The following is a 26,184-nucleotide window of genomic DNA, read 5'->3' on the forward strand; positions in this document are numbered from 1 at the left end:
ATAGAAGGACCGAAGCATGCTACTGGCGCTGGCGCAATGGCTGCAGAATGACGCAAGCTTCTTGCGCGTGTTCAGTTATCTGACTTTCCGTGCAGTGATGGCCACCATCACTGCGCTGTTGATCGGGCTCTTCTGTGGCCCGGCCGTGATCCGTAAGCTGACCGCGATGAAGGTCGGTCAGGCCGTTCGTAAAGACGGGCCGCAAACGCACCTCGTCAAATCCGGCACGCCGACGATGGGCGGCGTGTTGATTCTGCTCGGTATCGCCGTGGCAACGTTGCTGTGGGCCGATCTGACCAACCGTTTCATCTGGATCGTGATTCTCGTCACGTTCGGTTTTGGCGTGATCGGCTGGGTCGACGATTACCGCAAGGTGGTCTACAAGGACCCGCGCGGGATGTCGTCGCGCGAAAAGTATTTCTGGCAGTCGGTGATCGGACTGTTCGCAGCGGTGTACCTCGCGTTCAGCGTGTCCGAAGCGAGCAACGTGCGCGTGTTCGACCTGTTCATGGCGTGGGTGCGCAGCGGTTTGTCGATGGGCTTGCCGGCGCGCGCCGACCTGATGCTGCCGTTCGTCAAATCGATCAGCTATCCGCTCGGTGTGTGGGGCTTCATCGTACTGACGTATCTGGTGATCGTCGGCGCGAGTAACGCGGTGAACCTCACCGACGGCCTCGACGGCCTCGTGATCATGCCGGTCGTGCTGGTCGGGGCATCGCTCGGTGTGTTCGCTTATGTCATGGGTAGTTCGGTCTATTCGAAATACCTGCTGTTTCCGCATATCGCCGGTGCCGGCGAGTTGCTGATCTTCTGTTCTGCGATGGGTGGGGCAGGGCTCGCGTTCCTCTGGTTCAACACTCACCCGGCGCAGATGTTCATGGGCGACGTCGGGGCGCTCGCGCTCGGCGGCGCGCTTGGCACGGTCGCCGTGATCGTGCGTCAGGAAATTGTGCTCTTCATCATGGGCGGCATTTTCGTCGCGGAGACACTCTCCGTGATGTTGCAGGTGACGTGGTTCAAATTTACCAAGCGCCGTTACGGCGAAGGCCGGCGTCTCTTCAAGATGGCGCCGCTGCATCACCATTTTGAATTGTCGGGCTGGAAGGAAACGCAGGTGGTGGTGCGTTTCTGGATCATCACCTTGATGTTGTGTCTGTTCGGTTTGTCCACGCTCAAGTTGCGTTAAGTCGTATTTAGGGGAAGCAGGCGATGTTTGGCGAGAAGTTTCGGGATCGGCAAAAGCCGATGGTGCTCGTGCTGGGACTCGGTGAATCCGGTCTCGCGATGGCGCGCTGGTGCGCGCGGCACGGCTGTCGGCTGCGTGTGGCCGATACGCGCGAGGTGCCGCCGAACCTGTCCGCCTTGGAAGCGCACAGCGTCGATGCTGAATTCGTCGGCGGCCCGTTCTCGCTTTCGTTGCTCGAAGGTGTCGAACTCGTGGCGATCAGCCCGGGCTTGTCGCCGCTCGCCGCTGACTTGCTGCCGCTCATCACGGCGGCGCGTGAGCGGGACATCCCTGTCTGGGGCGAACTCGAATTCTTCGCGCAAGCATTGAAGACGCTTGGCGAAAGCGGTTACGCGCCGAAGGTGATTGCGATCACCGGCACCAACGGCAAGACCACGACGACGAGCCTCACCGGCCTCTTGTGCGAACGCGCCGGCAAGAAGGTCGCGGTGGCAGGCAACATCAGCCCGGCCGCGCTCGACAAGCTCAGCGAAGCGATCGACAACACCGCGTTGCCCGACGTGTGGGTGCTGGAACTGTCGAGCTTCCAGCTGGAAACCGCACACACGTTTGCGCCGGATGCGGCGGTCGTTCTGAACATCACGCAAGATCACCTGGACTGGCACGGCGGCCTCGATGCATACGCTGCCGCGAAGGGTCGCATCTTCGGTACACAAACCGTGCGCGTGCTGAATCGTGACGACGCCCGCGTGATGGCGCTCGCGCCCTCGGCCGATAACGATGCCGCGATGGTCACCTTCGGCGTGACCGAGCCGAAGAACGACGGCGACTATGGTCTGCTGCGCGACAACGGCATGATCTGGCTGGTCGAAGCGCACGATCGCGACGTGAGCGACGAACCCGTGCCGACGCGCCGTCGCAAGAACGAAGTGGCGGCACCGAAGAACATCGCGCTCAAACGCCTGATGCCGGCGGATGCATTGCGTATCCGCGGCCTGCACAACGCCGCCAACGCATTGGCCGCGTATGCATTGGCGCGCGCGATCGGTCTGCCTGGCGCGCCGCTCCTGCACGGCCTGCGCGAATACCGTGGCGAGCCGCATCGGGTGGAATTGATTGCGTCGATCGAAGGCGTCGATTATGTCGACGACAGCAAGGGCACCAATGTCGGCGCAACGGTTGCCGCGCTCGACGGCCTCGCTCAACGTGCGGTCCTGATCGCCGGTGGCGACGGCAAGGGTCAGGATTTCGAGCCGCTCGCCGAGCCGGTGATGCGATGGTGCCGCGCCGTGATGCTGATCGGCCGCGACGCGCCGCAGATCCGCGCCGCGCTGGAAGACACCGGTATCGCGATGACCGACCACGCGACGCTCGAAGAAGCGACGCGGGCCGCCACCGCATTGGCGCAACCCGGGGACGCCGTGTTGCTGTCGCCGGCTTGCGCGAGCTTTGACATGTTCAAGGGTTACGCCCATCGCGCGCAGGTGTTTCGCAGCACGGTGGAAGACATCGCGGCTGAACGGGGGACGATGATATGAGCTGGTCGGAACGCTTCGGTTCGCGCCTGGCCGGCTCCCGTGCCGGCAATGGTGATACAAGCGGCGCGGGTAGCACGGGTCGCGCCTCCGGTCGCTCGGGCGGCAGTGGTCTTGCGAGCGCCGTGAACGGCGTGCGTCCGCTGCGCTCGCGGATGCTCGACTACGATCACTCGCTGCTGTGGGTGGTCGTCGCCTTGCTTGGGCTCGGCGTCGTGATGGTGTATTCGGCGTCGATCGCGATGCCCGATTCGCCGAAGTACGCGTCGTATCGCGACTACGCTTTCCTCGTGCGCCAGATCATTTTCGTGGTGATGGGCTCGGTGATCGGCGTCGTGTCGTTCCGTATTCCGATCTCGACGTGGGATAAGTACGCGCCGAAGCTGTTCCTGATTTCGCTGGCCGCGCTGGTGATCGTGCTGATCCCGCATGTCGGCAAGGGCGTGAACGGCGCGCGTCGCTGGATTCCGCTCGGCATCACGAACATGCAGCCGTCGGAAATCATGAAGCTCGCCGTGACGATTTACGCGGCGAACTACACGGTGCGCAAGCAGGAATACATGCACAGCTTCGCCAAGGGCTTTCTGCCGATGGCGGTTGCCGTGGGTCTCGTCGGCGCGTTGCTGCTGCTCGAGCCGGACATGGGCGCGTTCATGGTGATCGCCGCGATTGCGATGGGCGTGCTGTTCCTCGGCGGCGTGAACGGCAAGCTGTTCGGCGGTCTTGTGGCGACTGCGGTTGGTACTTTCAGCTTGCTGGTGTGGGCGTCGCCGTGGCGTCGCGAGCGGATCTTCGCTTACCTCGATCCATGGGACGACCGTTACGCGCAAGGCAAGGCCTATCAACTGACGCACTCGCTGATCGCGTTCGGGCGCGGCGAGTGGTTTGGCGTGGGATTGGGCGGCAGTGTCGAGAAGCTCAACTACCTGCCGGAAGCGCATACCGACTTCATCCTCGCGGTGATCGGCGAGGAGCTAGGTTTTGTCGGTGTGCTCGTCGTGATCCTGATGTTCTACTGGATCGTGCGCCGTTCGTTCGAGATCGGCCGTCAGGCGCTCGCACTTGACCGCACCTTTGCCGGGCTGGTCGCGAAGGGTATCGGCATCTGGTTCGGCGCGCAGACCTTTATCAACATGGGCGTGAACCTCGGCCTGCTGCCGACGAAAGGCCTCACGTTGCCGCTCGTTAGCTACGGCGGCTCGGGCATCGTGCTGAACTGCGTGGCGGTGGCGGTGTTGATGCGCGTGGATTACGAGAACCGGGTGTTGATGCGTGGAGGGAAGGTATGACCGCTCTCCCGCAACGCACGCTGATGGTGATGGCCGGTGGCACCGGGGGACATGTGTTCCCGGGGCTCGCGGTCGCGCACCTGATGCAGGCGTGGGGCTGGAAGGTCGTATGGCTCGGCAATCCTGCGGGCATGGAAGCCACGCTGGTGCCAAAGCACGGCATCCCGATGGAATACGTGCGCTTTGGCGGACTGCGCGGCAAGGGTCTGAAGACCAAGCTGATGTTGCCGCTGAATCTGCTGCGCGCCTGCTCGCAGAGTTTGAGTGTGCTGCGTCGCGTGAAGCCGGACGTCGTGCTGGGCATGGGCGGTTACATCACGTTTCCGGCCGGTTTGATGACCGCGTTGAGCGGCCGTCCGCTGGTGCTGCATGAACAGAATTCGATTGCGGGTCTCGCCAACAAGGTGCTCGCGAAAGTCGCGAAACGCGTGCTGGTTGCATTCCCCAATGCGCTGCCGCACGGCGAATGGACTGGAAACCCGATTCGTGCGGAACTTGCGGGCGCAATTGCACCCAAAGCACGCTACGCAGCGCGCAGCGGTCCGCTGAATGTGCTGGTGGTGGGCGGCAGTCTGGGCGCGGCGGCGTTGAATGAAGTGGTGCCGCGCGCGGTTGCGCTGCTGGCGCCGAATGAACGTCCGCGCATCGTGCATCAGGCGGGCGCGAAGCATATTGAAGCACTGCGTGAGAACTATGCGGCAGCGGGCCTGCAGGCCGGTGCCGATGTAGAACTTGTGCCTTTCATCGACGACATGACGAGCGCGTACGCGAACGCGGATCTGGTGATCTGCCGGTCGGGTGCGATGACGGTGTCGGAGATTTCAGCAGTAGGGGTGGCGGCATTCTTCGTGCCGTTCCCATTTGCAGTAGACGATCACCAAACCACTAATGCAGCGTTCCTCGCCGATAACGGCGCGGCGCTGGTCGTGCAGCAACGCGATCTGTCGGCGGAAATGCTCGCCGACTGGTTGCGCAGCCAGACGCGAGAGACCCTCGCAGAGATGGCAGAGCGTTCGCGCTCGCTCGCGAAACCCGACGCCACGGAACAGGTCGCGCAGATTTGCGCGACTGTGGCGGGTTCGATTTCGGGCGCGAGCCCAGAAGGAAAGCAATGAAACACATCGTCAAACATATTCACTTTGTCGGCATCGGCGGTGTCGGCATGAGCGGCATCGCGGAGGTGCTGGTCAACCTCGGCTATCAGGTGAGCGGCTCGGATCTCACGAGCAACCCGATTACCGATCGTCTCGCTGCGCTCGGCGCGCGCATCGCGATCGGTCACGCGGCAGAGAACATCGAAGGTGCGAACGCTGTGGTTGTTTCCACGGCAGTGCGCAGCGACAACCCGGAAGTGCTGGCCGCGCGTCATCGCCGCATTCCGATCGTGCCGCGCGCGGTGATGCTCGCGGAATTGATGCGCCTGAAGCAGGGCATCGCGATTGCCGGCACGCACGGCAAGACCACGACCACCTCGTTGGTGGCGAGCGTGCTGGCGGCGGGCGGGCTCGACCCGACGTTTGTGATCGGCGGCCGCCTGATCAGCGCGGGTGCGAATGCGCGGTTGGGTACGGGCGATTTCATCGTCGCCGAAGCGGATGAGTCGGATGCCTCGTTCCTGAATCTGTTCCCGGTGATCGAAGTCATCACGAACATCGACGCCGATCACATGGACACCTATGGGCACGACTTCGCGCGGCTCAAGCAGGCGTTCATTGAATTCACGCATCGTCTGCCGTTCTATGGGATAGCGGTGCTGTGCGTCGACGATCCGAACGTGAAGGAGATCCTGCCGTTCGTGTCGAAGCCGATCATCCGCTACGGTTTTGCGCCGGACGCGCAAGTGCGCGCGGTCAATGTCGAAGCGCGCGGCGGCAAGATGCATTTCACGGCAATGCGTGAAGACGCGGCGCCGATCGACATCGTTTTGAACCTGCCGGGCGAGCACAACGTGCAAAACGCTTTGGCCGCAATTGCAATTGCGACTGAACTTGAAGTGAAAGATGCCGATATCCAGCGAGCGCTGGCGGATTTCAACGGCGTGGGCCGACGCTTTCAACGCTACGGCGAAGTCCCGGTCGTGTCGGAAGGCAAACCGGCGGGCGCGTACACGCTGGTCGACGACTACGGTCATCACCCGGTTGAAATGGCAGCGACGGTGGCGGCGGCGCGCGGTGCGTTTCCTGGGCGGCGCCTGGTGCTGGCCTTCCAGCCGCATCGCTTCACGCGCACGCGCGATTGCTTCGAAGATTTTGTGAAGGTGTTGTCGACCGTCGACGCGCTCGTGCTGACCGAAGTTTATTCGGCCGGCGAAGCGCCGATCGTCGCCGCGGACGGCCGCGCTCTCGCGCGAGCACTGCGCGTGGCGGGCAAGGTCGAACCGGTGTTTGTCGATACGGTGGATGAAGTGCCGGACGCGCTCTCAGCAGTGGTGCGCGACGGCGATGTGGTGATCACGATGGGCGCGGGTTCGATCGGCGGTGTGCCGGGACGCCTCGCGCAAGAGACGAAGGTGTGAGATGAGCAGCATCGATCCAAAACAATTCGGCAAAGTAGCAGTGCTGCTCGGTGGGGATTCCGCCGAGCGCGAGGTGTCGCTCAATTCCGGGCGCCTCGTGCTGCAAGGTCTGCGCGACGCCGGTATCGACGCGCATCCGTTCGATCCGGCCGAGCGTCCGCTCGCCGCATTGAAAGACGAAGGCTTTGTGCGCGCGTTCAACGCACTGCACGGCGGCTATGGCGAGAACGGCCAGATTCAGGGCGCGCTCGATTTCTACGGCATTCGTTACACGGGTAGCGGCGTGCTCGGCTCGGCGCTGGGTCTGGACAAGTTCCGCACCAAGCTCGTGTGGCAGCAACTCGGCATTCCGACGCCGCCGTTCGAGGCTGTTCTGCGCGGCGACGACTACGAAGCACGCGCAAAAGACATCGTCGCGAAGCTCGGCTTGCCGCTGTTCGTTAAGCCGGCGAGTGAAGGCTCGAGCGTCGCGGTGATCAAGGTGAAGAGCGCCGACGCATTGCCGGCAGCGCTGCTCGAAGCGGTCAAGTACGACAAGATCGTCGTGGTCGAAAAGAGCATTGAGGGCGGCGGCGAATTTACGGCGTGCATTGCCGGCGATCTGGATCTGCCGGTGATCCGCATCATTCCGGCCGGCGAGTTCTACGACTACCACGCGAAGTACATCGCGAACGACACGCAGTATCTGATTCCGTGCGGTCTGGCGGCTGACGAAGAGTCACGCCTGAAAGTTCTGGCGCGCCGCGCGTTTGATGTACTCGGCTGCACCGATTGGGGTCGCGCCGATTTCATGCTCGACGCCGACGGCAACCCGTACTTCCTGGAAGTGAACACGGCGCCTGGGATGACCGATCACTCGTTGCCGCCGAAAGCGGCGCGTGCGGTGGGCATCAGTTATCAGGAACTGGTGGTCGGCGTGTTGGCGCTGACGCTCAAGGATTAACAAAGGACTAACCGGGGCAACCCGAAAGCAACTCCATGTGGAACAACGTTCGCCAGCTCAATCTCGCCGCCAACGCATTGCATGCGTTGCTGGTGCTCGTGCTGCTGGCGGCAGGCGGTTACTGGCTCATCCAGCGTCCGAATTTCGCGTTGCGCGAAATCCAGATCGACGGCGACACCGAGCACATCAATTCGCCGACGGTGCGCGCGGGTGTAGTAGGGCGCTTGAAAGGCAACTTTTTTACGGTGGATCTCGACGTCGCGCGGCAGGCGTTCGAGCAGATGCCATGGGTGCGTCACGCGAGTGTGCGGCGGGTTTGGCCGAATGCATTGGCTGTCACGCTTGAAGAGTACAAACCGCTTGGAACGTGGGGCAGCGATCAACTGGTGAGCGTGGACGGCGAACTGTTCACCGCGAACCAGGGCGAGCTCGAAGAGGAACTGCCCGCGTTCGACGGTCCGGACGGAACGGCAAAAGAAGTCGTCGCGCGTTATAGCGATTTCAAGAAGTGGTTTGCGCCCTTAGGCGCGACGCCCGAAGAGGTCACGCTGTCGCCGCGTTACGCGTGGACGGTGAAGCTGTCGAACGGCATGCAGGTGGAACTTGGGCGCGAACGCAATCAGGACACATTGCTCGATCGGAGCAAGCGCCTGACCGCGGCGTGGAACGCGGTGACGCAACGTTGGGGAAAGGATATCGAGTATGCGGACTTGCGCTATCCGAACGGTTTCGCGATTCGTGCCGCTGGCATGCGCTTCATCAGCGAACCCGACAAGGGCAAGAAGTAAACGGACATCACACGCAATGAGCACGCTATGAGTAAAGACTATAAAGATCTGCTGGTCGCCCTCGACATTGGGACGTCGAAGGTAGTGGCTATCGTCGCCGAGTTGAAGGGCGAGGGCCACTACGAGGTGATCGGCCTCGGCCAGAGCGAATCGAAGGGGCTCAAGAAGGGCGTGGTGGTGAACATCGAAGCCACCGTGCAGTCCATTCAGCGCGCGCTCGAGGAAGCCGAGCTGATGGCCGACTGCAAGATCACGAACGTGTTTACCGGGATCGCCGGCAGCCATATCCGCAGCTTCAATTCGAGCGGCATGGTGGCGATCAAGGAAAAGGAAGTTACGCAGACGGACGTTGCGCGCGTGATCGAGACGGCGAAAGCAATCAACATCCCGACCGATCAGCAGGTGCTGCACATCCTGACGCAGGAATTCATCATCGACGGTCAGGAAGATGTGCGCGAGCCGATCGGCATGAGCGGCATCCGCCTGGAAGTGAAGGTGCATATCGTCACCGGCGCGGTGAGCGCGGCGCAGAACATTGTGAAGTGCGTGCGCCGCTGCGGGCTCGAAGTGAACGATCTGATCCTGCAGCCGCTCGCTTCGTCGCTTGCGGTGCTGACGGAAGACGAAAAAGAACTCGGCGTGGTGTTGGTCGATATCGGCGGCGGCACGACGGATATTGCGATTTTCAGCGAAGGCGCGATTCGGCACACGGCGGTGATTCCGATTGCCGGCGACCAGATCACGAGCGACATCGCGATGGCTTTGCGCACGCCGACGCCGGACGCGGAAGACATCAAGGTCGACTACGGCATTGCAAAGCAAGCCTTGGCCGATCCGGACGAAATGATCGAAGTGCCGGGTCTCGGTGAGCGCGGTCCGCGCACGCTGTCGCGCCAGGCGCTGGCGGCAGTGGTTGAGCCGCGTGTCGAAGAGCTGTTTTCGCTCGTGCAGCAGGTGGTGCGCGAGTCGGGTTATGAGGAACTGCTGAGCTCCGGCGTGGTGCTGACCGGCGGCGCGTCGATGATGCTCGGCATGGTCGAACTCGGCGAGGACATTTTCCTGAAGCCGGTGCGTATTGGCGTGCCGGAATACGCGGGCGGCCTTGCGGACGTCGTGCGTAACCCGCGTTATTCGACGGCGATGGGTCTGCTCGTCGAAGGACGCTCGCAAAGAATGCGCGGCCGCAAGGTCGCAGTGCAGTCGGGGTCGATGGGTCAGGTCTTCACGCGAATGAAAGACTGGTTCCTCGGCAACTTCTAACGAATTCTGGTTTTGAACGGTTTTACTTAAACACGCGCTGGTGCCGGCGGCCGGCGCGCGACAGGGGGTTGCCCGATCTCCTGCCGAATAACGGCCGAAGTGGCTGCAATTTTTTATCTTGACGGAGGCAACATGGAATTCCAGATGCTGGAAACCGAAACGAACGGCACCATCATCAAGGTGATCGGAGTAGGTGGCGCTGGCGGCAATGCCGTTCAGCACATGATCAACAAAGGCGTGCAAGGCGTCGACTTCATCGTGATGAACACGGACGCACAGGCTCTGTCGCGTTCGCGCGCTTCCGCGGTGATCCAGCTCGGCAACACGGGTCTGGGCGCTGGCGCCAAGCCGGAAATGGGCCGCGCCGCAGCAGAAGAAGCACGTGAGCGCATCGCCGACGCATTGCGCGGCGCGCACATGGTGTTCATCACGGCAGGCATGGGGGGCGGCACGGGTACGGGTGCAGCACCGGTGGTCGCGCAGATCGCCAAGGAAATGGGTATCTTGACTGTTGGCGTGGTCAGCAAGCCGTTCGAATTCGAAGGCGGCAAGCGCATGCGTGTAGCAGAAGCAGGATCGCAGCAACTGGAGGATCACGTCGACTCGCTGATCGTCGTTCTGAACGACAAGCTGTTCGAGGTGATGGGCGATGACGCCGAGATGGACAAGTGCTTCCAGTGCGCAGACGACGTTCTCAACAACGCAGTTGCCGGCATTGCGGAAATAATCAATGTTGACGGTCTGGTGAACGTCGACTTCGAAGACGTGAAGACGGTGATGGGCGAGCAGGGCAAGGCGATGATGGGCACGGCGACGGTTGCCGGCGTCGATCGCGCGCGTCTGGCTGCCGAGCAGGCTGTGGCCAGCCCGCTGCTGGAAGGGGTGGATCTGTCGGGCGCGCGTGGCGTGCTGGTCAACATCACGTCGAGCCGTTCGCTGCGTCTGTCGGAAACGCGCGAAGTGATGAACACCATCAAGAGCTATGCTGCTGAAGACGCAACCGTGATCTTCGGTGCGGTGTACGACGATGCAATGGGCGACGCGCTGCGCGTGACGGTCGTGGCAACGGGTCTGGGCCGTGCGGCGAAGAAGCAGCAATCGGCACCGATGACGCTGCTGCGCACCGGCACGGACAATCAGCCGATCAGCGCGCACGCTGCTTACGCACCGTCGCAGTCGCATGCAAGCACGGCCGACTACGGCGCGCTGGATACGCCGGCTGTGTGGCGCACGTCGCGCGATACGGCGGCTTCGCATGTGCAGGCGCTGCAGGAAAAGGGCGTCGACACGTACGACATTCCGGCATTCCTGCGCAAGCAGGCGGACTGAGCGCACGAGCAGGCTTTCGTTGCCGCGTTGCTGGTTATACAACAGCGCAGCGCTGGCGGACGAATGCACGAGCGTGGCGGGTGAACGGCGAACAAGCCGCGTATCGTCTGATTCGCGGCAAGGACAAGTGCCCTCTTCGGATTCGCGAAGCGGATGGGGCAACTGTCGCCGGATGGCGGAGCCTGCAGTTAGGCAGACGCTGAAATTCACTACGACACGATGGCGTGCGAGTGTGCTTCGCATCGATGCAAAGGACTGAGCATGATTCAAGTAGGTGAAAAGCTACCCGACGCGACGCTCTTCGAATTCGTTGAAGACACGCGGGCGGGTTGCACGCTGGGGCCTAACAGCTTCGACGTGCGCGAGCAGACGGCGGGTAAGCGCGTGGTGATCTTCGGGTTGCCCGGTGCGTTCACGCCGACCTGTTCAGCCAAACATGTACCGGGTTACGTCGAGCACGCCGAGCAGTTGCGCGCGCTTGGCATCGACGAGATCTGGTGCGTGTCCGTCAACGACGCGTTCGTAATGGGCGCGTGGGGACGCGATCAGCACGCCTCGGGCAAGGTGCGCATGATGGCGGATGGCAGTGCGGTTTTCACGCGGGCGCTCGGTCTTGAGCAGGATTTGTCGGCGCGCGGCATGGGAATCCGTTCCCAGCGCTACGCGATGGTTGTCGACGACGGCGTGGTCAAGACGTTGAACGTCGAGGCTGCCGGCAAATTCGAAGTCAGCGATGCAGGGAGTATCCTCGCTACGTTGAGCTAGGCGCGATCGCGTTCAATGCACTTTGCCTCGGGCCGGCGCGGTTACCGCGTTGTATCAGGGCAACGGCGTATAAGACGCTTTTGTGACGGGCCGTTACTCGGGCCGATGACCGGAAACGCCTCCGTTCCGGACATCGGCCCGTCACGCTTTCCCTGACGGGCGCGCTTCGGGTAATGCAGCGAAACAGATTGATACGTTCCGTGTAACGACGCTCCTTAGGGTATTGGAGTATACTTCGCGCTATGGAATAAAAAGTCCCGATTGGGATTTTCAATCGAATAGAAGATCACCATGTTGAAGCAGCGCACTATCAAATCAATCGTCAAGACAGTCGGCATCGGCCTGCACTCCGGCCGCAAAGTCGAACTGACGCTCCGCCCGGCGGCGGCGAACACCGGCATTGTGTTTTCGCGGGTGGATTTGCCCACGCCGGTGGATATCCCTGCGTCGGCAATGGCGATTGGTGATACGCGTCTGGCTTCGGTACTGCAGAAAGACGGCGCGCGCGTGTCGACCATCGAGCATTTGATGTCCGCATGCGCAGGCCTCGGCATCGACAATCTTTATATCGACGTCACCGCTGAAGAAATTCCGATCATGGACGGTAGTGCGGGTTCGTTCGTGTTTCTGATTCAGTCGGCCGGTATTGAAGAACAGAACGCGCCGAAGAAATTCATCAAGGTCACCAAGCCCGTGGAAATTCGTGACGGCGATAAATTCGCGCGTCTCGATCCGTTTTTCGGTTTCAAACTCAAATTCACCATCGATTTCCGTCACCCGGCTGTGGATAAAACCGGCCAGGCGCTGGAAGTGGATTTTGCCAATACGTCCTATGTGCGGGAAATTGCCCGCGCGCGCACGTTCGGCTTTGCGCATGAAGTGGAAATGATGCGCGAACTCGGTTTGGCACGCGGCGGCAGCATGGATAACGCCATCGTGCTGGACGAATACCGCATTCTGAACAACGACGGCCTGCGTTACGACGACGAATTCGTGAAGCACAAGATGCTCGACGCGATCGGCGATCTGTACGTGATCGGCCATCCGTTGCTGGCTTCTTACACGGCATACAAGTCGGGCCACGGCCTGAACAACGCGCTGCTGCGCGAGTTGCTGGCGCATGAAGATGCATACGAAATCGTCACGTTCGACGACACGCAGAAGGCGCCGCGCGGCTTCGCGTACGAAACGCAGACGGCGTTTGCCTGATCGGTATAGCGCCTTCGGATGAAACGTCCGAAACGAATGGATGAAAAATAAGCGGCCCATCTGGGCCGCTTATTTTTTGTTCAGCGATTTCTCCGATGCCGCGCTGCCATTTTCGCCAAAGCTTCCTGCAACGGCGAGGGCGCAAGCGATTGGGAGAGCGCGTGCAGCGCATCCGCGCCGACCGGCGTCATGCGCGCCTGCTTGACCGGCGGCGGCTCCTTCAAAGGCTGCGGCCGCACGCGAATTCTCAGCGCATTGACCGGCCAGCCGCGCTGCTGCAGATCCGACAGCAACCTCGGCTCGATCTGGCGCAGGCGGGCGGCCAGCGCATTGTGCGCGGCAAATAGGGCCAGCACGCCTTCCTTGATGAAGCTGGGTTCAACGCTCGTGGCCAGATAGTCCGGCAGCAGTTCACGCAGATCCTTTTCCAGCGCCGCAATCTGCTCGACGCCCGCGCGCAGGGCCACGAATGCGTCGGTGCGATTGAGCACTTCGGCGACGGGCTGCGGGCGGCGAGCTTTGAACTGCTTGGGCGGCGGCCTTGAAAAGGACGGAATACGGCTCATGTTCGATAGTGACGGCGTGTTCGCACCCTATGCGCGTTCACGCCGCGATTGTACCGCGCGGGATGCACGTGGACCCGCCTCAATGCGTACCGTCGGACGTCGCTGCGGCGGGCTTTCTGTGCCCTGCCAACGTCGCACGGCTGACACAGGCGCGGCCGGGGGCGCGTGCTAAAATGCCCGATTCGAATTCACTCTTGGACTAAGCCGCCGAGGCCCTTCCGACCCCGGAGCGCACGTGCATGAACTTGCACGCCGCGAACCAGCCGAAGCCGCGACGCAGACACCGATCCGATGACCACCGGTTTTCTACAGAAGATTTTTGGCAGCCGCAACCAGCGGCTAGTCAAGCAATATCAAAAGACCGTCACGGCGATCAATGCGCTCGAGCCGCAGATCGAGCAATTGACGGACGACCAACTGCGCGCCAAAACGGGTGAATTCCGCCAGCGCGTCGCGAGTGGCGAGTCGCTCGACAAGCTCCTGCCGGAGGCCTTCGCGGTGTGCCGCGAGGCCAGCAAGCGGACGCTGAAAATGCGCCACTTCGACGTGCAGCTGATTGGCGGCATGGTCCTGCATTACGGCAAGATCGGCGAAATGCGCACCGGCGAAGGCAAGACGCTCGTCGCTACGCTGCCGGTGTACCTGAATGCGCTGTCCGGCCGCGGCGTGCACGTCGTCACGGTCAACGACTACCTCGCACAGCGCGACGCCGAATGGATGGCGCGTCTGTACAACTTCCTGGGTCTTTCGGTCGGCATCAACCTGTCGCAGATGGATCATGGCGCGAAGCAGGAAGCGTACGCCGCTGACATCACCTACGGCACCAACAATGAATTCGGCTTCGACTACCTGCGCGACAACATGGTCTACGAGACCGACGCGCGCGTGCAGCGAGCCCTGAATTTCGCGGTGGTCGACGAGGTCGACTCGATCCTGATCGACGAAGCCCGTACGCCGCTGATCATCTCCGGCCAGGCCGAAGATCACACCGAACTCTACGTGCGCATGAATGCGCTGCCGCCGCTGCTCGAACGCCAGATCGGCGAAGAGAAAGCGGACGGCACCGGCGTCGAAAAGCCGGGCGACTACACGCTGGACGAAAAAGGCCGCCAGGTCTTCCTGACGGAATCGGGCCACGAAAAGGCCGAGCGTCTGCTCGCCGAGTGGGGCCTGATCGGCGAGGGCGAAAGCCTGTACGCGCCGCAGAACATCACGCTGATGCACCACGTGTACGCTGCACTGCGCGCGCACACGCTGTTTTTCAAGGATCAGCACTACGTCGTGCAGAACGGCGAAGTCGTGATCGTCGACGAATTCACCGGCCGTCTGATGTCGGGCCGCCGCTGGTCGGACGGCTTGCACCAGGCCGTCGAGGCGAAGGAACACGTCAAGATCCAGAGCGAGAACCAGACGCTCGCGTCGATCACGTTCCAGAACTACTTCCGTATGTACGCGAAGCTGTCCGGCATGACCGGCACGGCCGATACCGAAGCGTATGAGTTCAACGAGATCTATGGTCTCGAAACGGTCGTGATCCCGACCAACCGTCCGCCGAAACGGATCGACAAGCAGGATCAGATCTACAAGACCGCGAAGGAACGCTATGACGCGGTGATCCGCGACATCCGCGATTGCCATGAGCGTGGCCAGCCGGTGCTGGTCGGCACGACCTCGATCGAAAACTCGGAGTTGCTGTCGCATCTGCTGAAGCAGGCCGGGTTGCCGCACGAAGTGCTGAACGCCAAGCAACACGCGCGTGAAGCTGAAATCGTCGCCGAAGCGGGCCGTCCGAAGCGCGTCACGATCGCCACCAACATGGCCGGTCGCGGTACTGACATCGTGCTCGGCGGTAACGCTGAAAAGCAGGCGTCCTTCATCGAAAAGGACGAAACGCTTTCTGACGCAGAGAAGCAAACCCGAATCCAGAAGCTGCACGACGAATGGCAGGCGCTGCACGATCAGGTGAAGGCCGCGGGCGGTCTGCACATCATCGGCACCGAGCGTCACGAATCACGCCGGATCGACAATCAGTTGCGCGGCCGTGCTGGCCGTCAGGGCGACCCGGGGTCGTCGCGCTTCTATCTGTCGCTGGAAGATCCGCTGCTGCGCATTTTCGCGGGCGACCGTGTGCGCGCGATCATGGACCGCCTGAAGATGCCGGAAGGCGAGGCGATCGAAGCGGGCATCGTGTCGCGTTCGATCGAATCGGCGCAGCGCAAGGTTGAAGCGCGCAACTTCGACGTTCGCAAGCAATTGCTCGAATACGACGATGTGTCGAACGATCAGCGCAAGGTGATCTACCAGCAGCGCAATGAATTGCTCGAAGCGAATGACATCACCGAAACGATCGGCGCGATGCGCGGCGGCGTGATCGCCGATATCGTTCACCAGTTCGTGCCGGCCGGCAGTATCGAAGAGCAGTGGGACGTGCCTGAGCTGGAGGAAGTGCTGCGCAACGAATGGCAGCTCGACCTCGCGATCCAGGAAATGATCAACGAGTCGAACTCGATCAGCGCGGACGAGATTCTCGAAGCGGTCGAAGCCGCCGCAGACGAAGCGTACGAATCGAAGGTCGAACAGGTCGGCCGCGAATCGTTCAGCGCGTTCGAACGCTCGATCATGCTGCAAACGCTGGACCGTAGCTGGCGCGAACATCTGGCCGCGCTCGATCATTTGCGCCAGGGTATCCATCTGCGCGGGTATGCGCAGAAGAATCCGAAGCAGGAATACAAGCGCGAGGCGTTCGAACTGTTCGCCGCGATGCTCGACGCTGTGAAGCTCGAAGTCACCCGCGTGGTGATGAACGTGCAGATCCAGTCGCCGGAACAGCTGGAACAGGCCGCCGAGCAACTCGAAGAGCAAGGCAGCCACCTCGAAAACGTCGAGTTCCGTCACGCCGAATTCGCCGAAGCGGCAGCAGCAGCGCCTGCCGCTGCGGAAGCGGCAACCGCCGCCATGATCGGCGACGCGATGAGCCACGGCGCCTCGCACGCCATTGGGTCGGACGTGAGCGTGGACAACGTGCCGAAGGTCGGCCGCAACGACCCGTGCCCGTGCGGTAGCGGCAAGAAGTACAAGCAGTGTCACGGCAAGATCGCATAATGCCGAAAGCGGCGCGCTTTGAGCGCGCCGCTTCGTTTTAGATGATGTTTTGTTGATGATTTCGCGGTGGTTCGGCTACAGGCTCGAGCCATCAGTTACCGATCCCTCGATGCCGGCGCCACGCCGGCATTTTCTTCGACAGGTCGCGACCATGGCTGTCAATTTCCCCTCGATCGATCCCGCTCAACTTCACCCTGTCGCCGGCGTCACGCTGGGCTGGGCGGAGGCGAATATCCGCAAGCCGAACCGCAAGGACGTGCTGGTCATTTCCGTCGACGAAAGTGCGACGGTAGGCGGCGTGTTCACGCAGAACCGTTTTTGCGCCGCACCTGTCACGGTGTGCCGTGAGAATCTGGAGCGCGTGCGTGCGGGCGGCAAGCCGATTCGAGCGCTCGTGATCAACACCGGTAACGCAAATGCAGGTACCGGAGAACCGGGCCTCGTGGCCGCGCGCGAAACCTGCGTCGAGCTCGCGCGTCTCGTGGACATCGCGCCGGAACAGGTGTTGCCGTTTTCGACGGGCGTGATTCTGGAGCCCCTGCCAGTCGATCGTCTGAAGGCGGGTCTGCCCGCCGCGCTGGCGAACCGCAAGGAAGCCAACTGGTACGACGCCGCCCAGGCGATCATGACCACAGATACCTTGCCGAAAGCCACCTCGCGCCAGGTTACGATCGACGGCCACACGGTTACGCTCACCGGCATCAGCAAGGGCGCCGGCATGATCAAGCCGAACATGGCGACCATGCTCGGCTTCCTCGCTTTCGACGCTACCGTCGCGCAACCGGTGCTCGACGCGCTGGTCAAGCACGTGGCTGACCGCTCGTTCAACTGCATCACGATCGACGGCGATACGTCGACCAACGATTCCTTCATCCTGATCGCCTCGGGCAAATCGAGCCTGCCGGCGATCACGTCCACCGATTCGCCCGCTTATGCAGCGCTGCGCGACGCGGTGACCGAAGTCGCCCAGACCCTCGCACAGCTGATCGTGCGCGACGGTGAAGGCGCGACCAAATTCATGACCGTGCATGTTGAAGGCGGCTCGAGCGTCGGCGAATGCCGCCAGATCGCTTACGCGATCGGCCACTCGCCGCTCGTGAAGACAGCCTTCTATGCATCGGATCCGAATCTCGGCCGCATTCTCGCGGCCATCGGCTATGCCGGCGTGGACGATCTCGACGTCGGCAAGATCGATCTGTATCTGGACGACGTGCTGGTCGCCACCGCCGGTGGCCGCAATCCGGCCTACCGTGAGGAAGACGGTCAGCGCGTCATGAAAAAGAGCGAGATCGGCATTCGTGTCGTACTCGGCCGCGGTAATGCGCAAGCCACGATCTGGACTTGCGATCTGTCGCACGATTACGTGAGCATCAACGCCGACTATCGTTCGTAACCAGGTTTATTACGCGGCGCTTAAGGCCGCCTATCTCACAGCCATGGACAAACTCGAACAGTTTCTGACCCGGGCCGAAGCCGTGCTCGTCCGCCTCGAAGCAATGCTTCCGCCTGCTGCGCCGGAGATCGACTGGTCGGCGGCGGTCGCTTTTCGCTGGCGCAAGCGCCAGGGGCGCGGCTATCTGCAGCCGGTGCCCGCCATTTCTTCGATCACCCTCGGCGACCTGCAAAACATCGATCGCCAGAAAGGGTTGATCGAGCAGAACACGCTTCAGTTCGTGCGCAAGCAGCCGGCCAACAACGTGCTGCTGACGGGCGCGCGCGGCACCGGCAAGTCGTCGCTGATCAAGGCTTGCCTGAACGCTTATGCGAAAGACGGCCTGCGCCTGATCGAAGTGGATAAGGACGATCTGCACGATCTCGGCGACATCGTCGATCTGATCGCGCAGCGGCCGGAGCGCTTCGTGGTGTTCTGCGACGACCTGTCGTTCGAAGATGGCGAGTCGGGCTACAAGGCGCTGAAGGTCGCGCTCGACGGCTCGATCGCTGCGCAATCGGACAACGTGTTGATCTACGCAACGTCCAATCGCCGGCATCTGTTGCCCGAGTACATGAGCGACAACGAGACGTACAAGCACACGTCCGACGGCGAGATTCATCCGGGCGAACTGGTCGAAGAAAAGATCTCGCTGTCCGAGCGCTTCGGCCTGTGGGTCAGCTTCTATCCGTTCAAGCAGGACGACTACCTGTCGATCATCGGCCACTGGCTGCGCCATTTCGGCTGCGACGACGCGGAAGTCGAAGCGGCGCGCGGCGATGCGCTGGTGTGGGCGCTGGAGCGCGGGTCGCGCTCGGGGCGCGTCGCGTGGCAATTCGCTCGCGACTGGTCAGGACGGAAGACCCCGGCATGAGCGGCGATGCGCAGAAGAACGTAGCTGGCCGCCCGGTGACTGAAGTCGCCGTTGGCGTGCTGATTCAGCCTGACGGACGCTATCTGCTGGCGCAGCGCCCGGCAGGCAAGCCGTACGAGGGGTACTGGGAGTTTCCAGGTGGCAAGCTGGAAGCGGGCGAGTCGGTCGAGGCCGCGCTAGCCCGCGAGCTACACGAGGAACTGGGTATCGACGTCAAGGCGAGCCATCTTTGGCACACGCTCGAACACGACTACCCGCACGCCTACGTGCGGCTGTTCTTCTGCAAGGTGACGCAGTGGTCGGGCGAACCCCACGGCCGCGAAGGCCAGGCATTTGTCTGGCAGGCGCTGCCGGCGGATGTCTCGCCACTGTTGCCGGCGACGATTCCCGTGCTGGAATGGCTCGCGGCTGAGAAAAACTAGAGAAATGATCGGCGGTTTTAAACGGCGCTGCGTGAGCGGCGCCGTTCCGAGTAGCTGTAGTACGCCGCGTAAACGGTGTGCATCTATAGCCTGCAGCACTCAATGCGGGTTGTAGTCTCCGCCGGGCGATTCATCCGACGGCGTTTCTTCCTCCGTGCCGCCTATCTTGTACTTCTCAGCGGCCCAGGCGCCGAGGTCGGTCTGCTTGCAGCGGTCAGAGCAGAACGGGCGGAAGCGGCTTTCTGGAGTCCAGCGGACATCCTTGCCGCAAGTCGGGCATTTGACGACGGTAGGCATACGGTCAGGCAGTCAATCGGAAACGGAACAAGTTACGAATATAGGGGCATTTTTCGCCGCTTTAAAGGCGCGGCCCCGCGATTCAGTTCTACAGGGCAAGCGTTACAAGCTGCAAAGCGTAAGCTGGAACGGCACGTCGACATCCACCGCGCGCGGACGCAAATCGCCATCCTGCACCGTGAATCGCACCCATAGCATGTACTTGTTGGCACTGGCTTCGGGGATCACCCGCAATTCTGGTGCCACCCGTACCTGCATCAACTGGTATGAACGGCCTGACAGCATCTGCTGATAGCTGCCCTGCATTGCCATGACCTTGGACGCCTGACCCGATTCGCGCGCGAGGCGCAACACGATGGTTGCCGCATCGCGCAAGGGCAGCAGCGGCGTGACCCATTTGGCGATATCCTGCCGGCGCTGATCTGGATGGATTTGCTGCCACGCGTAGTACGAAGGCAAATCGAACTTGCAGGTGCCGCCCGGGATGATTGCGCGGCTGCGGATGCTGGCGAGCCACTCATTGTCCGCCAGATGCTGGCCGGTCTTGCCCTGCATCTGCGAAAGCCCGGACAAGGTCTGCTCGATTTCTCCCAGCACAGCCTCCAGCGCGTTCTGCTCGATCCCTGGATTGCCCCGAAACGGAGCCAGAGTTTGCCGTTGGCGCTCGAGCTCCTTCATCAGATCGGACTTCAGATCCGCGCGACCCGCAACCTCTGAGATTTCGAACAACGTTGTCAGTGCGACGTGATGTTCCCTGGCGTCTTCCTGAGTCAGAAAGAACGTGAAGCGCTCGAACAGATCTTCGAGGCGCAATAGCGTCCGGATTCGCTCGTTGAAGGGATACTCGTAAAGGATCAAGCGGGCTCGCCTCGGGCGTGGTCGGTGACGGGAATGCAGAACATTCTAATGCCGTGAGACTACCCTAGCAATCACGCACTTTTTCAGCGCGCTTTCGCAACTTTTTTCACGTGTTTCAGGCGGTTTGGCGCGTGCCTTGCGTGCTTGCCGCGGCATGGCTGAGCAAACCACGCAGGCAGCAAGCCGCGTCAGCGTGTTCTCATGTGGCCGCTAGCGACAGATAGACGCGATGCTGCGCGTCGACCTGTGCCTTGAGTGCGTCGAGCGGCGCGTTGTCGTTGTCGATGATGTCGTCGGCTGCGGCGAGGCGTGCTTCGCGTGTCGCCTGGCGGGCGATGATCGCGAGCACCTGTTCGCGGCTAAAGCCGTTGCGGCTCATCACGCGCGAGATTTGTGTCTCGACGCTGCAATCGACTGTCAGCACGCGATTGACGCGAGTCTTCCAGCTGCCCGACTCCACCAGCAGCGGTACCACGATGATCACGTACGGCCCTTGCGCCTCGCGCTGCTCGCGTTCGGTTTCCGCACGAATCAATGGATGCGTGATGCCTTCTAGGCGTTTGCGCGCGCCGTCGTCGCTGAATACCAGCGTGCGCATGCGGGCGCGGTCGAGCGAACCGTCTGCCGCGACGAACGAATCGCCGAACTCTGCGGCAATCTGCGGCATCGCAATGCCGTGCGGCGCCGTGATGCGGTGCGCAATCAGGTCTGTGTCGACAAGCGGCACGCCGTGCGCGGCGAACAGGTCAGCCACGGTCGATTTGCCGCTGCCGATGCCGCCGGTCAGTCCCACAGCAAACATGCTTCAGCCTCCCAACGCCAGATAAAGCGGTGTGCCGAGGAATAGCGTAACAGCACCGCCTGCAGCGAGAAACGGCCCGAACGGCAGCGGTTCTTCGAAACGCATACGGCCGCGCCACGTCGCCGCGAGGCCGACCACCGCGCCGGCGACTGCTGCGATCAACACGATTTGCGGCAACGCCGCCCAGCCGAGCCAAGCGCCGAGTGCTGCCAGCAGTTTGAAATCGCCATAACCCATACCTTCGACGCCGCGCACCAGCCGGAACAGCCAGTGGACTACCCACAACACCAGATAGCCGAAGATCGCGCCCAGCACGGCATCGTGCAGGCTCGCGAACATGCCGTTGAAGTTGACGATCAAGCCGGCCCACAGGAGCGGCAGTGTCATGGAGTCAGGGAGCAGATGCGTGTCGATATCGATCGCGCTCATTGCGAGCAAGGCGGCGCAGAGTCCGAAGGCGGCGAGCGCCATGCCGGTCGGTCCGTACAGCGCGAGCGCCCCGGCCGCGAAGGTGGCGCTGGCAATTTCGAGCAGCGGGTAGCGCAGGCTTACGTGTGTCTTGCATGCGGAGCAGCGCCCGCGCAACAGCAGATAGCTCAGCACCGGCAGATTCTCCCACGCGCTGAGTACATGGCCGCAATGAGGGCACGCGCTGCGCGGCACCCACAGGTTGTAGCGGGCGGGCAAGCCGTCGTCTTCGGGCGCCTGTTCGGTGGCCTCGCTGATTTCCTCGCGCCACGCACGCTCCAGCATGATCGGCACTCGATGCACGACCACGTTCAGGAAACTGCCGATCACCAGCCCGAACACGATCGCGAATGCAATTTGCAGGCCGCTGGGCAAGCTGCCGAATGCGAGGCCGAGACCGGTTGCGACGTGGCCGGACAGTAGGCCCGAAAACAGGCTGGAATAGGTATCTGACACGAGCGGAAGGGTAGCCTGCATATAAAGGGTGGGATTCGGCTGCGATGCTACACCACGTTGCCGAGTTGAATAATGGGAAGATACATCGCGATCACCAGGCCCCCGACCAGCGTGCCCAGCACAATGATCACAAGCGGTTCGCACAAGCTCGAAAGCGTGCCGATCTTTTCGTCTACCTGACGATCGGCGAGCGACGCCACATCGATCAGCATTGTGTCGAGCGCCCCGGACTCCTCGGCGACCGCAACCGGCTGCACGACCTCCGGTGGAAAACAGTGGGCCGCGCGCATCGCGGCGGCAAGCCGTTCGCCGCGCCGCAGCCGCGCGGCAATCTCCACAGTGGCGCGATCGAAGAAAGCGTTGCCGGTGGCGTGAGTCAGTGAATCGAACGCGTCCGCGAGCGGTGTGCCGGCGGACAGCAAGGTACCGAGTGCGCGGCTCCAGCGCGCCGCGCACAAGGTGCGCAGCAACGGACCGGCGACTGGCATTGTCAGCGATAAGCGGGCGAACCGGATGCGCGCTGCTTCGGAGCGTCGTAGCAGAAACGTCATAGCCGAGCTTGCAGCGAAAACCATGACGACCAGAGGAATGCTCCAGCGCGCTGCACCCGCCGATAAGGCCAGCACGAACTGCGTGGGCGCGGGTAGTTTCGCGCCGAAGCCGTCGAAGATCTGCTTGAAAGTCGGCACGACCCACACCAGCAACGCAGCGGTTATTGCGATCGCAAGCAACAGGATCGCGACCGGATAGGTGAGCGCCGCGCGCACCTTGGCACGCTGTGCGGCGGCGCGTTCGCGGTCGTCCGCGATTCGGGCAAGGACGGCAGGCAGCGCGCCGGCTGCTTCGCCGACTTCGACAAGCTGACAGTACAGTGCGTTGAACTGCGCAGGATGCCGCTGCAATGCTGCGGAAAAGCGCAGGCCACCGGTAATGTCGCGTGCCAGCGCGCCGACGATCCGCGGCATGCCTTGCCGGCGCGAACCATCCGCTTGCGCCAGCAGTTCCAGCGATGGCGCGAGGGGCAAACCGGCGCGCAGGAGACTGGCGAGCTGCCGGGTGAACACAGTGACGTCGGTGGTGCGAGTGTGAGGGCTTGGCGCATTGCCGCGTGCAGCGAGTTCGACTATGAACAGCTTTTCGCGTTTGAGTATGGCTCGTGCGGTGCTGACGTCCGGCGCAATGAGCGCACCGGTTTTCCGTACGCCGTCGGCATCGACGCCGCGCCATCTGAAGCGCATCTCGGCTGCTGGCGGTGGGTGAGTCGTCGCGGTGTTCATGCGACCTCGGTGGCGGCCAGCGCCTCGGCGAGGCTTGTCGTGCCGTCGCGTACACGCGCCAGTGCTGCGTCGCGCAAGGTGCCCACGCGTTCGGTTTGCGCGAGCCGGGCCAGCTCGTGAGTGCCCGCGCGCGCCACGATCAACTCGCGCATCGCGTCGGAGACAGGCATCACCTGGTGAACCCCGACGCGGCCGCGGTAGCCGATGCCGTGGCAGGCTTCGCATCCGGTGGCGGCGAATGGTTGCCAGCTCTCAAGATGATCGTCGGCGAAACCCGCTGCTCGCAGCGCCGCGGCAGATTGCTGCGCGGGTGCGCGGCATGCCACGCAGAGCCGCCGCACTAACCGCTGTGCAGTCACCATTCTTAGCGCGGCGGCCAGGTTGTACGGTTCGACACCGATGTCGATCAGGCGCGCGACGGCAGCGGGCGCGTCGTTCGTATGCAGCGTGGACAGCACCAGGTGGCCGGTCTGTGCGGCTTTCACGGCAACATCGGCGGTTTCGTCGTCGCGGATTTCGCCGACCATGATCACATCGGGATCCTGACGAAGAAATGCACGCAGCGCCACCGCGAACGTCAGGCCGGCCTTTTCGCGCACGCTTACCTGATTGATACCCGCCAGTTGAATCTCCGCCGGATCTTCTACCGAGCACAGATTGCGCGCCTCGTCGTTGAGCATGTGCAGGAAGCAATACAGCGACAGCGTCTTGCCGCTGCCGGTAGGCCCGGTGACGAGCACGAGGCCGTGCGGCGCGCGAATCGCTGCATCGACGGCTTCACGTTGCTGTGAATCGAGGCCGAGCGAGTCGAGCGACAAGTCGGTGGGTAGTGCGTCGAGCCTGCGCAACACCAGCTTTTCGCCGAACAACGTAGGCAGCGAGTTGACACGATAGTCTTCGACGCGGCCGGGCGACGTGGCAATCCGCAGCCGCCCGTCCTGCGGCACGCGCCGCTCGGCGATATCCATGCGCGCCAGCACTTTCACACGCGTGATGAACGCGTCGCGCAGATGCGCTGGGGGCTGAGGGATTTCATGCAATACGCCGTCGATACGCAAGCGCACGCGCCAGCCGTGCTCCGCCGGTTCGATGTGTAGGTCCGACGCATTGCGGCGGGTTGCCTCCTGCAAGGTGTCGGTCAGCAGGCGTACTGCAGGAGCATTGTCAGAGTCGGCGAGATTCGCGCTTGCGTTGCTGCTAACACTTGCATTGGCGTTCGCTGCAAACGCGTTATGCCTGGGTTTGACTGGGCTTTCGCCATCGACGACGACAGGCCGCAACGAGGCCGCGCGTTGAAAAGAATCTTGCATGAGAGACCGGTGATGAGCCGCCTGTAGAACACGACGACTTCATCATCCGGTAAGGCCGCGGGCACCGCCATTCAGCCAATCGGCTAATGGTGCGCGTCGTGCCGATGTGCGACGCTGTGTGGCGTGCAGGGCTTAACCGCGGACAGCCTTGACGGCTTTCGCGCCCGCGCGAACGGGCGGTTTGAACAGCTTGACAGTGCGGATCGCCTGGTCGTCGCTGCGCATCACTTCGAGTTTCACCTCGCCAATCTGCACGCAGACGTCGCCGTCCGGAATCTCTTCGAGAATCTCGAGGATCAGACCGTTGAGCGTTTTCGGTCCGTCGGTCGGTAGCGTGAGATGGAGCCAACGGTTCAGTTCGCGCAGCGGCATGCTGCCCGCCACGATACATTCGCCGTTCTCGTTCCAGCCGCCGCGCGAATTGGCGCTACGCGGAATCGAGGTGGTGAACTCGCCGATCAGCTCCTCGATGATGTCTTCCGGCGTGACCAGCCCCTGCAACTCGCCGTATTCGTTCACGACCAGCGCCGTGCGGTGACGGCTTTCCTGGAAGTACTGTAGTTGCTGGAATACCGGCGTGCCGCTCGGCACGAAGTACGGCTCGGCCAGCAATTCGCGCAGCGTCTCGCGCTCGAGTTCCTGGTTGTGCAGCGCGGCCAGTGTCTTTCGCACGTGGAGCACGCCGAGCACCCGGTCGATGTCGCCTTGATAGACGATCAGCTTGTTGTGATAACAGGTTTCCAGCTGATGCAGGATTTGTTCGAACGGCGCGTCGAAGTCGAGCGCTTCGATGCGGCGGCGCGGGATCATCACGTCGTCTACTGAGATGTTCTCGAGGTCGAACAGGTTTAGCAGAATGCTTCGGTGCTTGGTCGGCATGAAGCTGCCTGATTCGAGCACGATGGTGCGCAGTTCTTCAGTGGACAGCCGTTGATCGTGCGCGCCTTTGGTATTGATATGCAGCACGCGCAAGATTGTGTTCGCGAACAGATTGACGAACCAGACGAGCGGCCTGCCGACGCGCATCATCGGTGCGATGAGCAGGCTGGCCGGCAGGGCGATCTTCTCGGGGAACGTTGCGCCGACGATTTTCGGCGTGATTTCCGCGAACACGATAATCAGAAACGCGACGATGCCGGTCGCGATCGACAGCACCACATTGTTACGGCCGAAGGTATGCAGCGCGATCGAGGTGGTGAGCACCGGAATGATCGTGTTGAACAGATTGTTGCCGATCAGGACCACGCTCAACAGCTGGTCGGTGTGCGCGAGCAGGCCTTGAGTGGTCTTTGCGCCGAGCGCATTCTGGTTGGCAAGGTGTTTCAGGCGATGGCGGTTGATCGCCATCATCGCCGTTTCGGAAATCGAAAAGAAGCTGGAGCAGATAAGCAGCAGAAAGACGGCGCCGATCTGCGCCCATAAGGGAAGTTGTTCCACGCGTAGTGAAGGATAGGGGACGGGATGGAGAGAATATAGCAGAGGGGGCTAGGCGAGCCGCCTC

General features: G+C 62.2%; 23 protein-coding genes. 15 read left to right on the forward strand and 8 right to left on the reverse strand.

The genetic code is table 11. The features are described from left to right. Window positions 1-16: 16 nt before the first annotated feature. The 11 genes from mraY to lpxC all read left to right on the forward strand — a co-directional run bounded on the left by mraY (window position 17) and on the right by lpxC (window position 12,819). Window positions 17-1,186 (forward strand): phospho-N-acetylmuramoyl-pentapeptide-transferase, encoded by a 1,170-nt coding sequence (gene mraY / locus R8871_RS34650; protein WP_175054448.1) that lies wholly within the window; start codon window positions 17-19, stop codon window positions 1,184-1,186. Between the two features lie 23 nt (window positions 1,187-1,209). Beyond that, complete coding sequence (gene murD / locus R8871_RS34655; protein WP_175054449.1) at window positions 1,210-2,724, forward strand: UDP-N-acetylmuramoyl-L-alanine--D-glutamate ligase; 1,515 nt, start codon at window positions 1,210-1,212, stop codon at window positions 2,722-2,724. Next, entirely contained in the window at window positions 2,721-4,010 is a 1,290-nt protein-coding gene (ftsW, locus tag R8871_RS34660) for a putative lipid II flippase FtsW (RefSeq protein ID WP_175054450.1), read from the forward strand. The genes murD and ftsW overlap by 4 nt, the downstream gene beginning before the upstream one ends. Then, window positions 4,007-5,125, forward strand: a complete 1,119-nt coding sequence (gene murG, locus R8871_RS34665) for an undecaprenyldiphospho-muramoylpentapeptide beta-N-acetylglucosaminyltransferase (protein ID WP_054040787.1) — start codon at window positions 4,007-4,009, stop codon at window positions 5,123-5,125. The genes ftsW and murG overlap by 4 nt, the downstream gene beginning before the upstream one ends. Further along, complete coding sequence (murC, locus tag R8871_RS34670) at window positions 5,122-6,525, forward strand: UDP-N-acetylmuramate--L-alanine ligase (RefSeq protein ID WP_175054451.1); 1,404 nt, start codon at window positions 5,122-5,124, stop codon at window positions 6,523-6,525. The genes murG and murC overlap by 4 nt, the downstream gene beginning before the upstream one ends. Before the next feature lies 1 nt (window position 6,526). Next, window positions 6,527-7,468 (forward strand): D-alanine--D-alanine ligase, encoded by a 942-nt coding sequence (locus R8871_RS34675; RefSeq protein WP_054040783.1) that lies wholly within the window; start codon window positions 6,527-6,529, stop codon window positions 7,466-7,468. Between the two features lie 35 nt (window positions 7,469-7,503). Next, complete coding sequence (locus R8871_RS34680) at window positions 7,504-8,256, forward strand: cell division protein FtsQ/DivIB (RefSeq protein ID WP_054040781.1); 753 nt, start codon at window positions 7,504-7,506, stop codon at window positions 8,254-8,256. Between the two features lie 27 nt (window positions 8,257-8,283). After that, the gene (ftsA, locus tag R8871_RS34685; RefSeq protein WP_007180311.1) at window positions 8,284-9,516 is read left to right on the forward strand and encodes a cell division protein FtsA; all 1,233 of its coding nucleotides are present in this window, start codon (window positions 8,284-8,286) and stop codon (window positions 9,514-9,516) included. Between the two features lie 132 nt (window positions 9,517-9,648). Beyond that, window positions 9,649-10,845: a cell division protein FtsZ gene (gene ftsZ, locus R8871_RS34690; protein WP_054040778.1), complete on the forward strand. Its 1,197-nt coding sequence runs from the start codon at window positions 9,649-9,651 to the stop codon at window positions 10,843-10,845. A gap of 261 nt (window positions 10,846-11,106) precedes the next feature. Then, entirely contained in the window at window positions 11,107-11,610 is a 504-nt protein-coding gene (locus tag R8871_RS34695) for a peroxiredoxin (RefSeq protein ID WP_175054452.1), read from the forward strand. Between the two features lie 291 nt (window positions 11,611-11,901). Continuing rightward, the gene (gene lpxC / locus R8871_RS34700; protein ID WP_175054453.1) at window positions 11,902-12,819 is read left to right on the forward strand and encodes a UDP-3-O-acyl-N-acetylglucosamine deacetylase; all 918 of its coding nucleotides are present in this window, start codon (window positions 11,902-11,904) and stop codon (window positions 12,817-12,819) included. An 80-nt stretch (window positions 12,820-12,899) separates the two neighbouring features. Here the strand turns inward: lpxC and R8871_RS34705 are convergent, their stop codons facing one another. Continuing rightward, window positions 12,900-13,385 carry a DciA family protein gene (locus tag R8871_RS34705; protein WP_054040773.1) on the reverse strand — a complete coding sequence of 162 codons (486 nt, stop codon included), beginning with the start codon at window positions 13,383-13,385 and terminating at the stop codon, window positions 12,900-12,902. Window positions 13,386-13,676: 291 nt separating this feature from the next. On the opposite strand from R8871_RS34705, the gene secA reads away from it, so the two are divergent. From secA to R8871_RS34725, 4 genes are all read left to right on the forward strand, one after another. Then, complete coding sequence (gene secA, locus R8871_RS34710) at window positions 13,677-16,487, forward strand: preprotein translocase subunit SecA (protein WP_175054454.1); 2,811 nt, start codon at window positions 13,677-13,679, stop codon at window positions 16,485-16,487. A gap of 151 nt (window positions 16,488-16,638) precedes the next feature. Further along, on the forward strand, window positions 16,639-17,880 hold the full coding sequence (gene argJ / locus R8871_RS34715; RefSeq protein WP_175054455.1) for a bifunctional glutamate N-acetyltransferase/amino-acid acetyltransferase ArgJ: 1,242 nt from the start codon (window positions 16,639-16,641) through the stop codon (window positions 17,878-17,880). Between the two features lie 43 nt (window positions 17,881-17,923). Further along, window positions 17,924-18,793, forward strand: coding sequence for an ATP-binding protein (locus R8871_RS34720; RefSeq protein WP_175054456.1), 870 nt, complete (start codon window positions 17,924-17,926; stop codon window positions 18,791-18,793). Next, window positions 18,790-19,215, forward strand: a complete 426-nt coding sequence (locus tag R8871_RS34725; RefSeq protein ID WP_175054457.1) for an NUDIX domain-containing protein — start codon at window positions 18,790-18,792, stop codon at window positions 19,213-19,215. The genes R8871_RS34720 and R8871_RS34725 overlap by 4 nt, the downstream gene beginning before the upstream one ends. Window positions 19,216-19,314: 99 nt before the next feature. Here the strand turns inward: R8871_RS34725 and R8871_RS34730 are convergent, their stop codons facing one another. From R8871_RS34730 to R8871_RS34760, 7 genes are all read right to left on the reverse strand, one after another. Then, complete coding sequence (locus R8871_RS34730; protein WP_093645243.1) at window positions 19,315-19,512, reverse strand: DNA gyrase inhibitor YacG; 198 nt, start codon at window positions 19,510-19,512, stop codon at window positions 19,315-19,317. Window positions 19,513-19,614: 102 nt separating this feature from the next. Then, on the reverse strand, window positions 19,615-20,370 hold the full coding sequence (gene zapD, locus R8871_RS34735) for a cell division protein ZapD (RefSeq protein WP_030100922.1): 756 nt from the start codon (window positions 20,368-20,370) through the stop codon (window positions 19,615-19,617). Between the two features lie 199 nt (window positions 20,371-20,569). Further along, window positions 20,570-21,172 (reverse strand): dephospho-CoA kinase, encoded by a 603-nt coding sequence (gene coaE / locus R8871_RS34740; protein ID WP_175054458.1) that lies wholly within the window; start codon window positions 21,170-21,172, stop codon window positions 20,570-20,572. Between the two features lie 3 nt (window positions 21,173-21,175). Next, complete coding sequence (locus R8871_RS34745) at window positions 21,176-22,117, reverse strand: prepilin peptidase (RefSeq protein WP_175054459.1); 942 nt, start codon at window positions 22,115-22,117, stop codon at window positions 21,176-21,178. 26 nt (window positions 22,118-22,143) lie between these two features. Continuing rightward, on the reverse strand, window positions 22,144-23,373 hold the full coding sequence (locus R8871_RS34750; protein ID WP_175054460.1) for a type II secretion system F family protein: 1,230 nt from the start codon (window positions 23,371-23,373) through the stop codon (window positions 22,144-22,146). Then, window positions 23,370-24,683 (reverse strand): GspE/PulE family protein, encoded by a 1,314-nt coding sequence (locus R8871_RS34755; RefSeq protein ID WP_175054461.1) that lies wholly within the window; start codon window positions 24,681-24,683, stop codon window positions 23,370-23,372. Before R8871_RS34755 ends, R8871_RS34750 begins: the two co-directional genes overlap by 4 nt. 132 nt (window positions 24,684-24,815) lie before the next feature. Beyond that, entirely contained in the window at window positions 24,816-26,120 is a 1,305-nt protein-coding gene (locus R8871_RS34760) for an HlyC/CorC family transporter (RefSeq protein WP_175054462.1), read from the reverse strand. Window positions 26,121-26,184 lie beyond the last annotated feature (64 nt).

The sequence above is a fragment of the Paraburkholderia sediminicola genome, from assembly GCF_902859805.1.
GTDB classification, from domain to species: Bacteria; Pseudomonadota; Gammaproteobacteria; order Burkholderiales; family Burkholderiaceae; genus Paraburkholderia; species Paraburkholderia sediminicola.

Bases quoted from the DNA above. Each gene is read 5' to 3' on its own strand.
- ftsW (WP_175054450.1), top strand. From the start codon at position 2,721: ATGAGCTGGTCGGAACGCTTCGGTTCGCGCCTGGCCGGCTCCCGTGCC.
- mraY (WP_175054448.1), top strand. From the start codon at position 17: ATGCTACTGGCGCTGGCGCAATGGCTGCAGAATGACGCAAGCTTCTTG.
- murC (WP_175054451.1), top strand. From the start codon at position 5,122: ATGAAACACATCGTCAAACATATTCACTTTGTCGGCATCGGCGGTGTC.
- coaE (WP_175054458.1), bottom strand. From the start codon at position 21,172: ATGTTTGCTGTGGGACTGACCGGCGGCATCGGCAGCGGCAAATCGACC.
- R8871_RS34695 (WP_175054452.1), top strand. From the start codon at position 11,107: ATGATTCAAGTAGGTGAAAAGCTACCCGACGCGACGCTCTTCGAATTC.
- argJ (WP_175054455.1), top strand. From the start codon at position 16,639: ATGGCTGTCAATTTCCCCTCGATCGATCCCGCTCAACTTCACCCTGTC.
- murD (WP_175054449.1), top strand. From the start codon at position 1,210: ATGTTTGGCGAGAAGTTTCGGGATCGGCAAAAGCCGATGGTGCTCGTG.
- murG (WP_054040787.1), top strand. From the start codon at position 4,007: ATGACCGCTCTCCCGCAACGCACGCTGATGGTGATGGCCGGTGGCACC.
- R8871_RS34705 (WP_054040773.1), bottom strand. From the start codon at position 13,385: ATGAGCCGTATTCCGTCCTTTTCAAGGCCGCCGCCCAAGCAGTTCAAA.
- lpxC (WP_175054453.1), top strand. From the start codon at position 11,902: ATGTTGAAGCAGCGCACTATCAAATCAATCGTCAAGACAGTCGGCATC.
- R8871_RS34720 (WP_175054456.1), top strand. From the start codon at position 17,924: ATGGACAAACTCGAACAGTTTCTGACCCGGGCCGAAGCCGTGCTCGTC.
- R8871_RS34755 (WP_175054461.1), bottom strand. From the start codon at position 24,683: ATGCAAGATTCTTTTCAACGCGCGGCCTCGTTGCGGCCTGTCGTCGTC.
- ftsA (WP_007180311.1), top strand. From the start codon at position 8,284: ATGAGTAAAGACTATAAAGATCTGCTGGTCGCCCTCGACATTGGGACG.
- R8871_RS34725 (WP_175054457.1), top strand. From the start codon at position 18,790: ATGAGCGGCGATGCGCAGAAGAACGTAGCTGGCCGCCCGGTGACTGAA.
- R8871_RS34675 (WP_054040783.1), top strand. From the start codon at position 6,527: ATGAGCAGCATCGATCCAAAACAATTCGGCAAAGTAGCAGTGCTGCTC.
- ftsZ (WP_054040778.1), top strand. From the start codon at position 9,649: ATGGAATTCCAGATGCTGGAAACCGAAACGAACGGCACCATCATCAAG.
- R8871_RS34745 (WP_175054459.1), bottom strand. From the start codon at position 22,117: ATGCAGGCTACCCTTCCGCTCGTGTCAGATACCTATTCCAGCCTGTTT.
- R8871_RS34680 (WP_054040781.1), top strand. From the start codon at position 7,504: ATGTGGAACAACGTTCGCCAGCTCAATCTCGCCGCCAACGCATTGCAT.
- R8871_RS34730 (WP_093645243.1), bottom strand. From the start codon at position 19,512: ATGCCTACCGTCGTCAAATGCCCGACTTGCGGCAAGGATGTCCGCTGG.
- secA (WP_175054454.1), top strand. From the start codon at position 13,677: ATGACCACCGGTTTTCTACAGAAGATTTTTGGCAGCCGCAACCAGCGG.
- R8871_RS34750 (WP_175054460.1), bottom strand. From the start codon at position 23,373: ATGAACACCGCGACGACTCACCCACCGCCAGCAGCCGAGATGCGCTTC.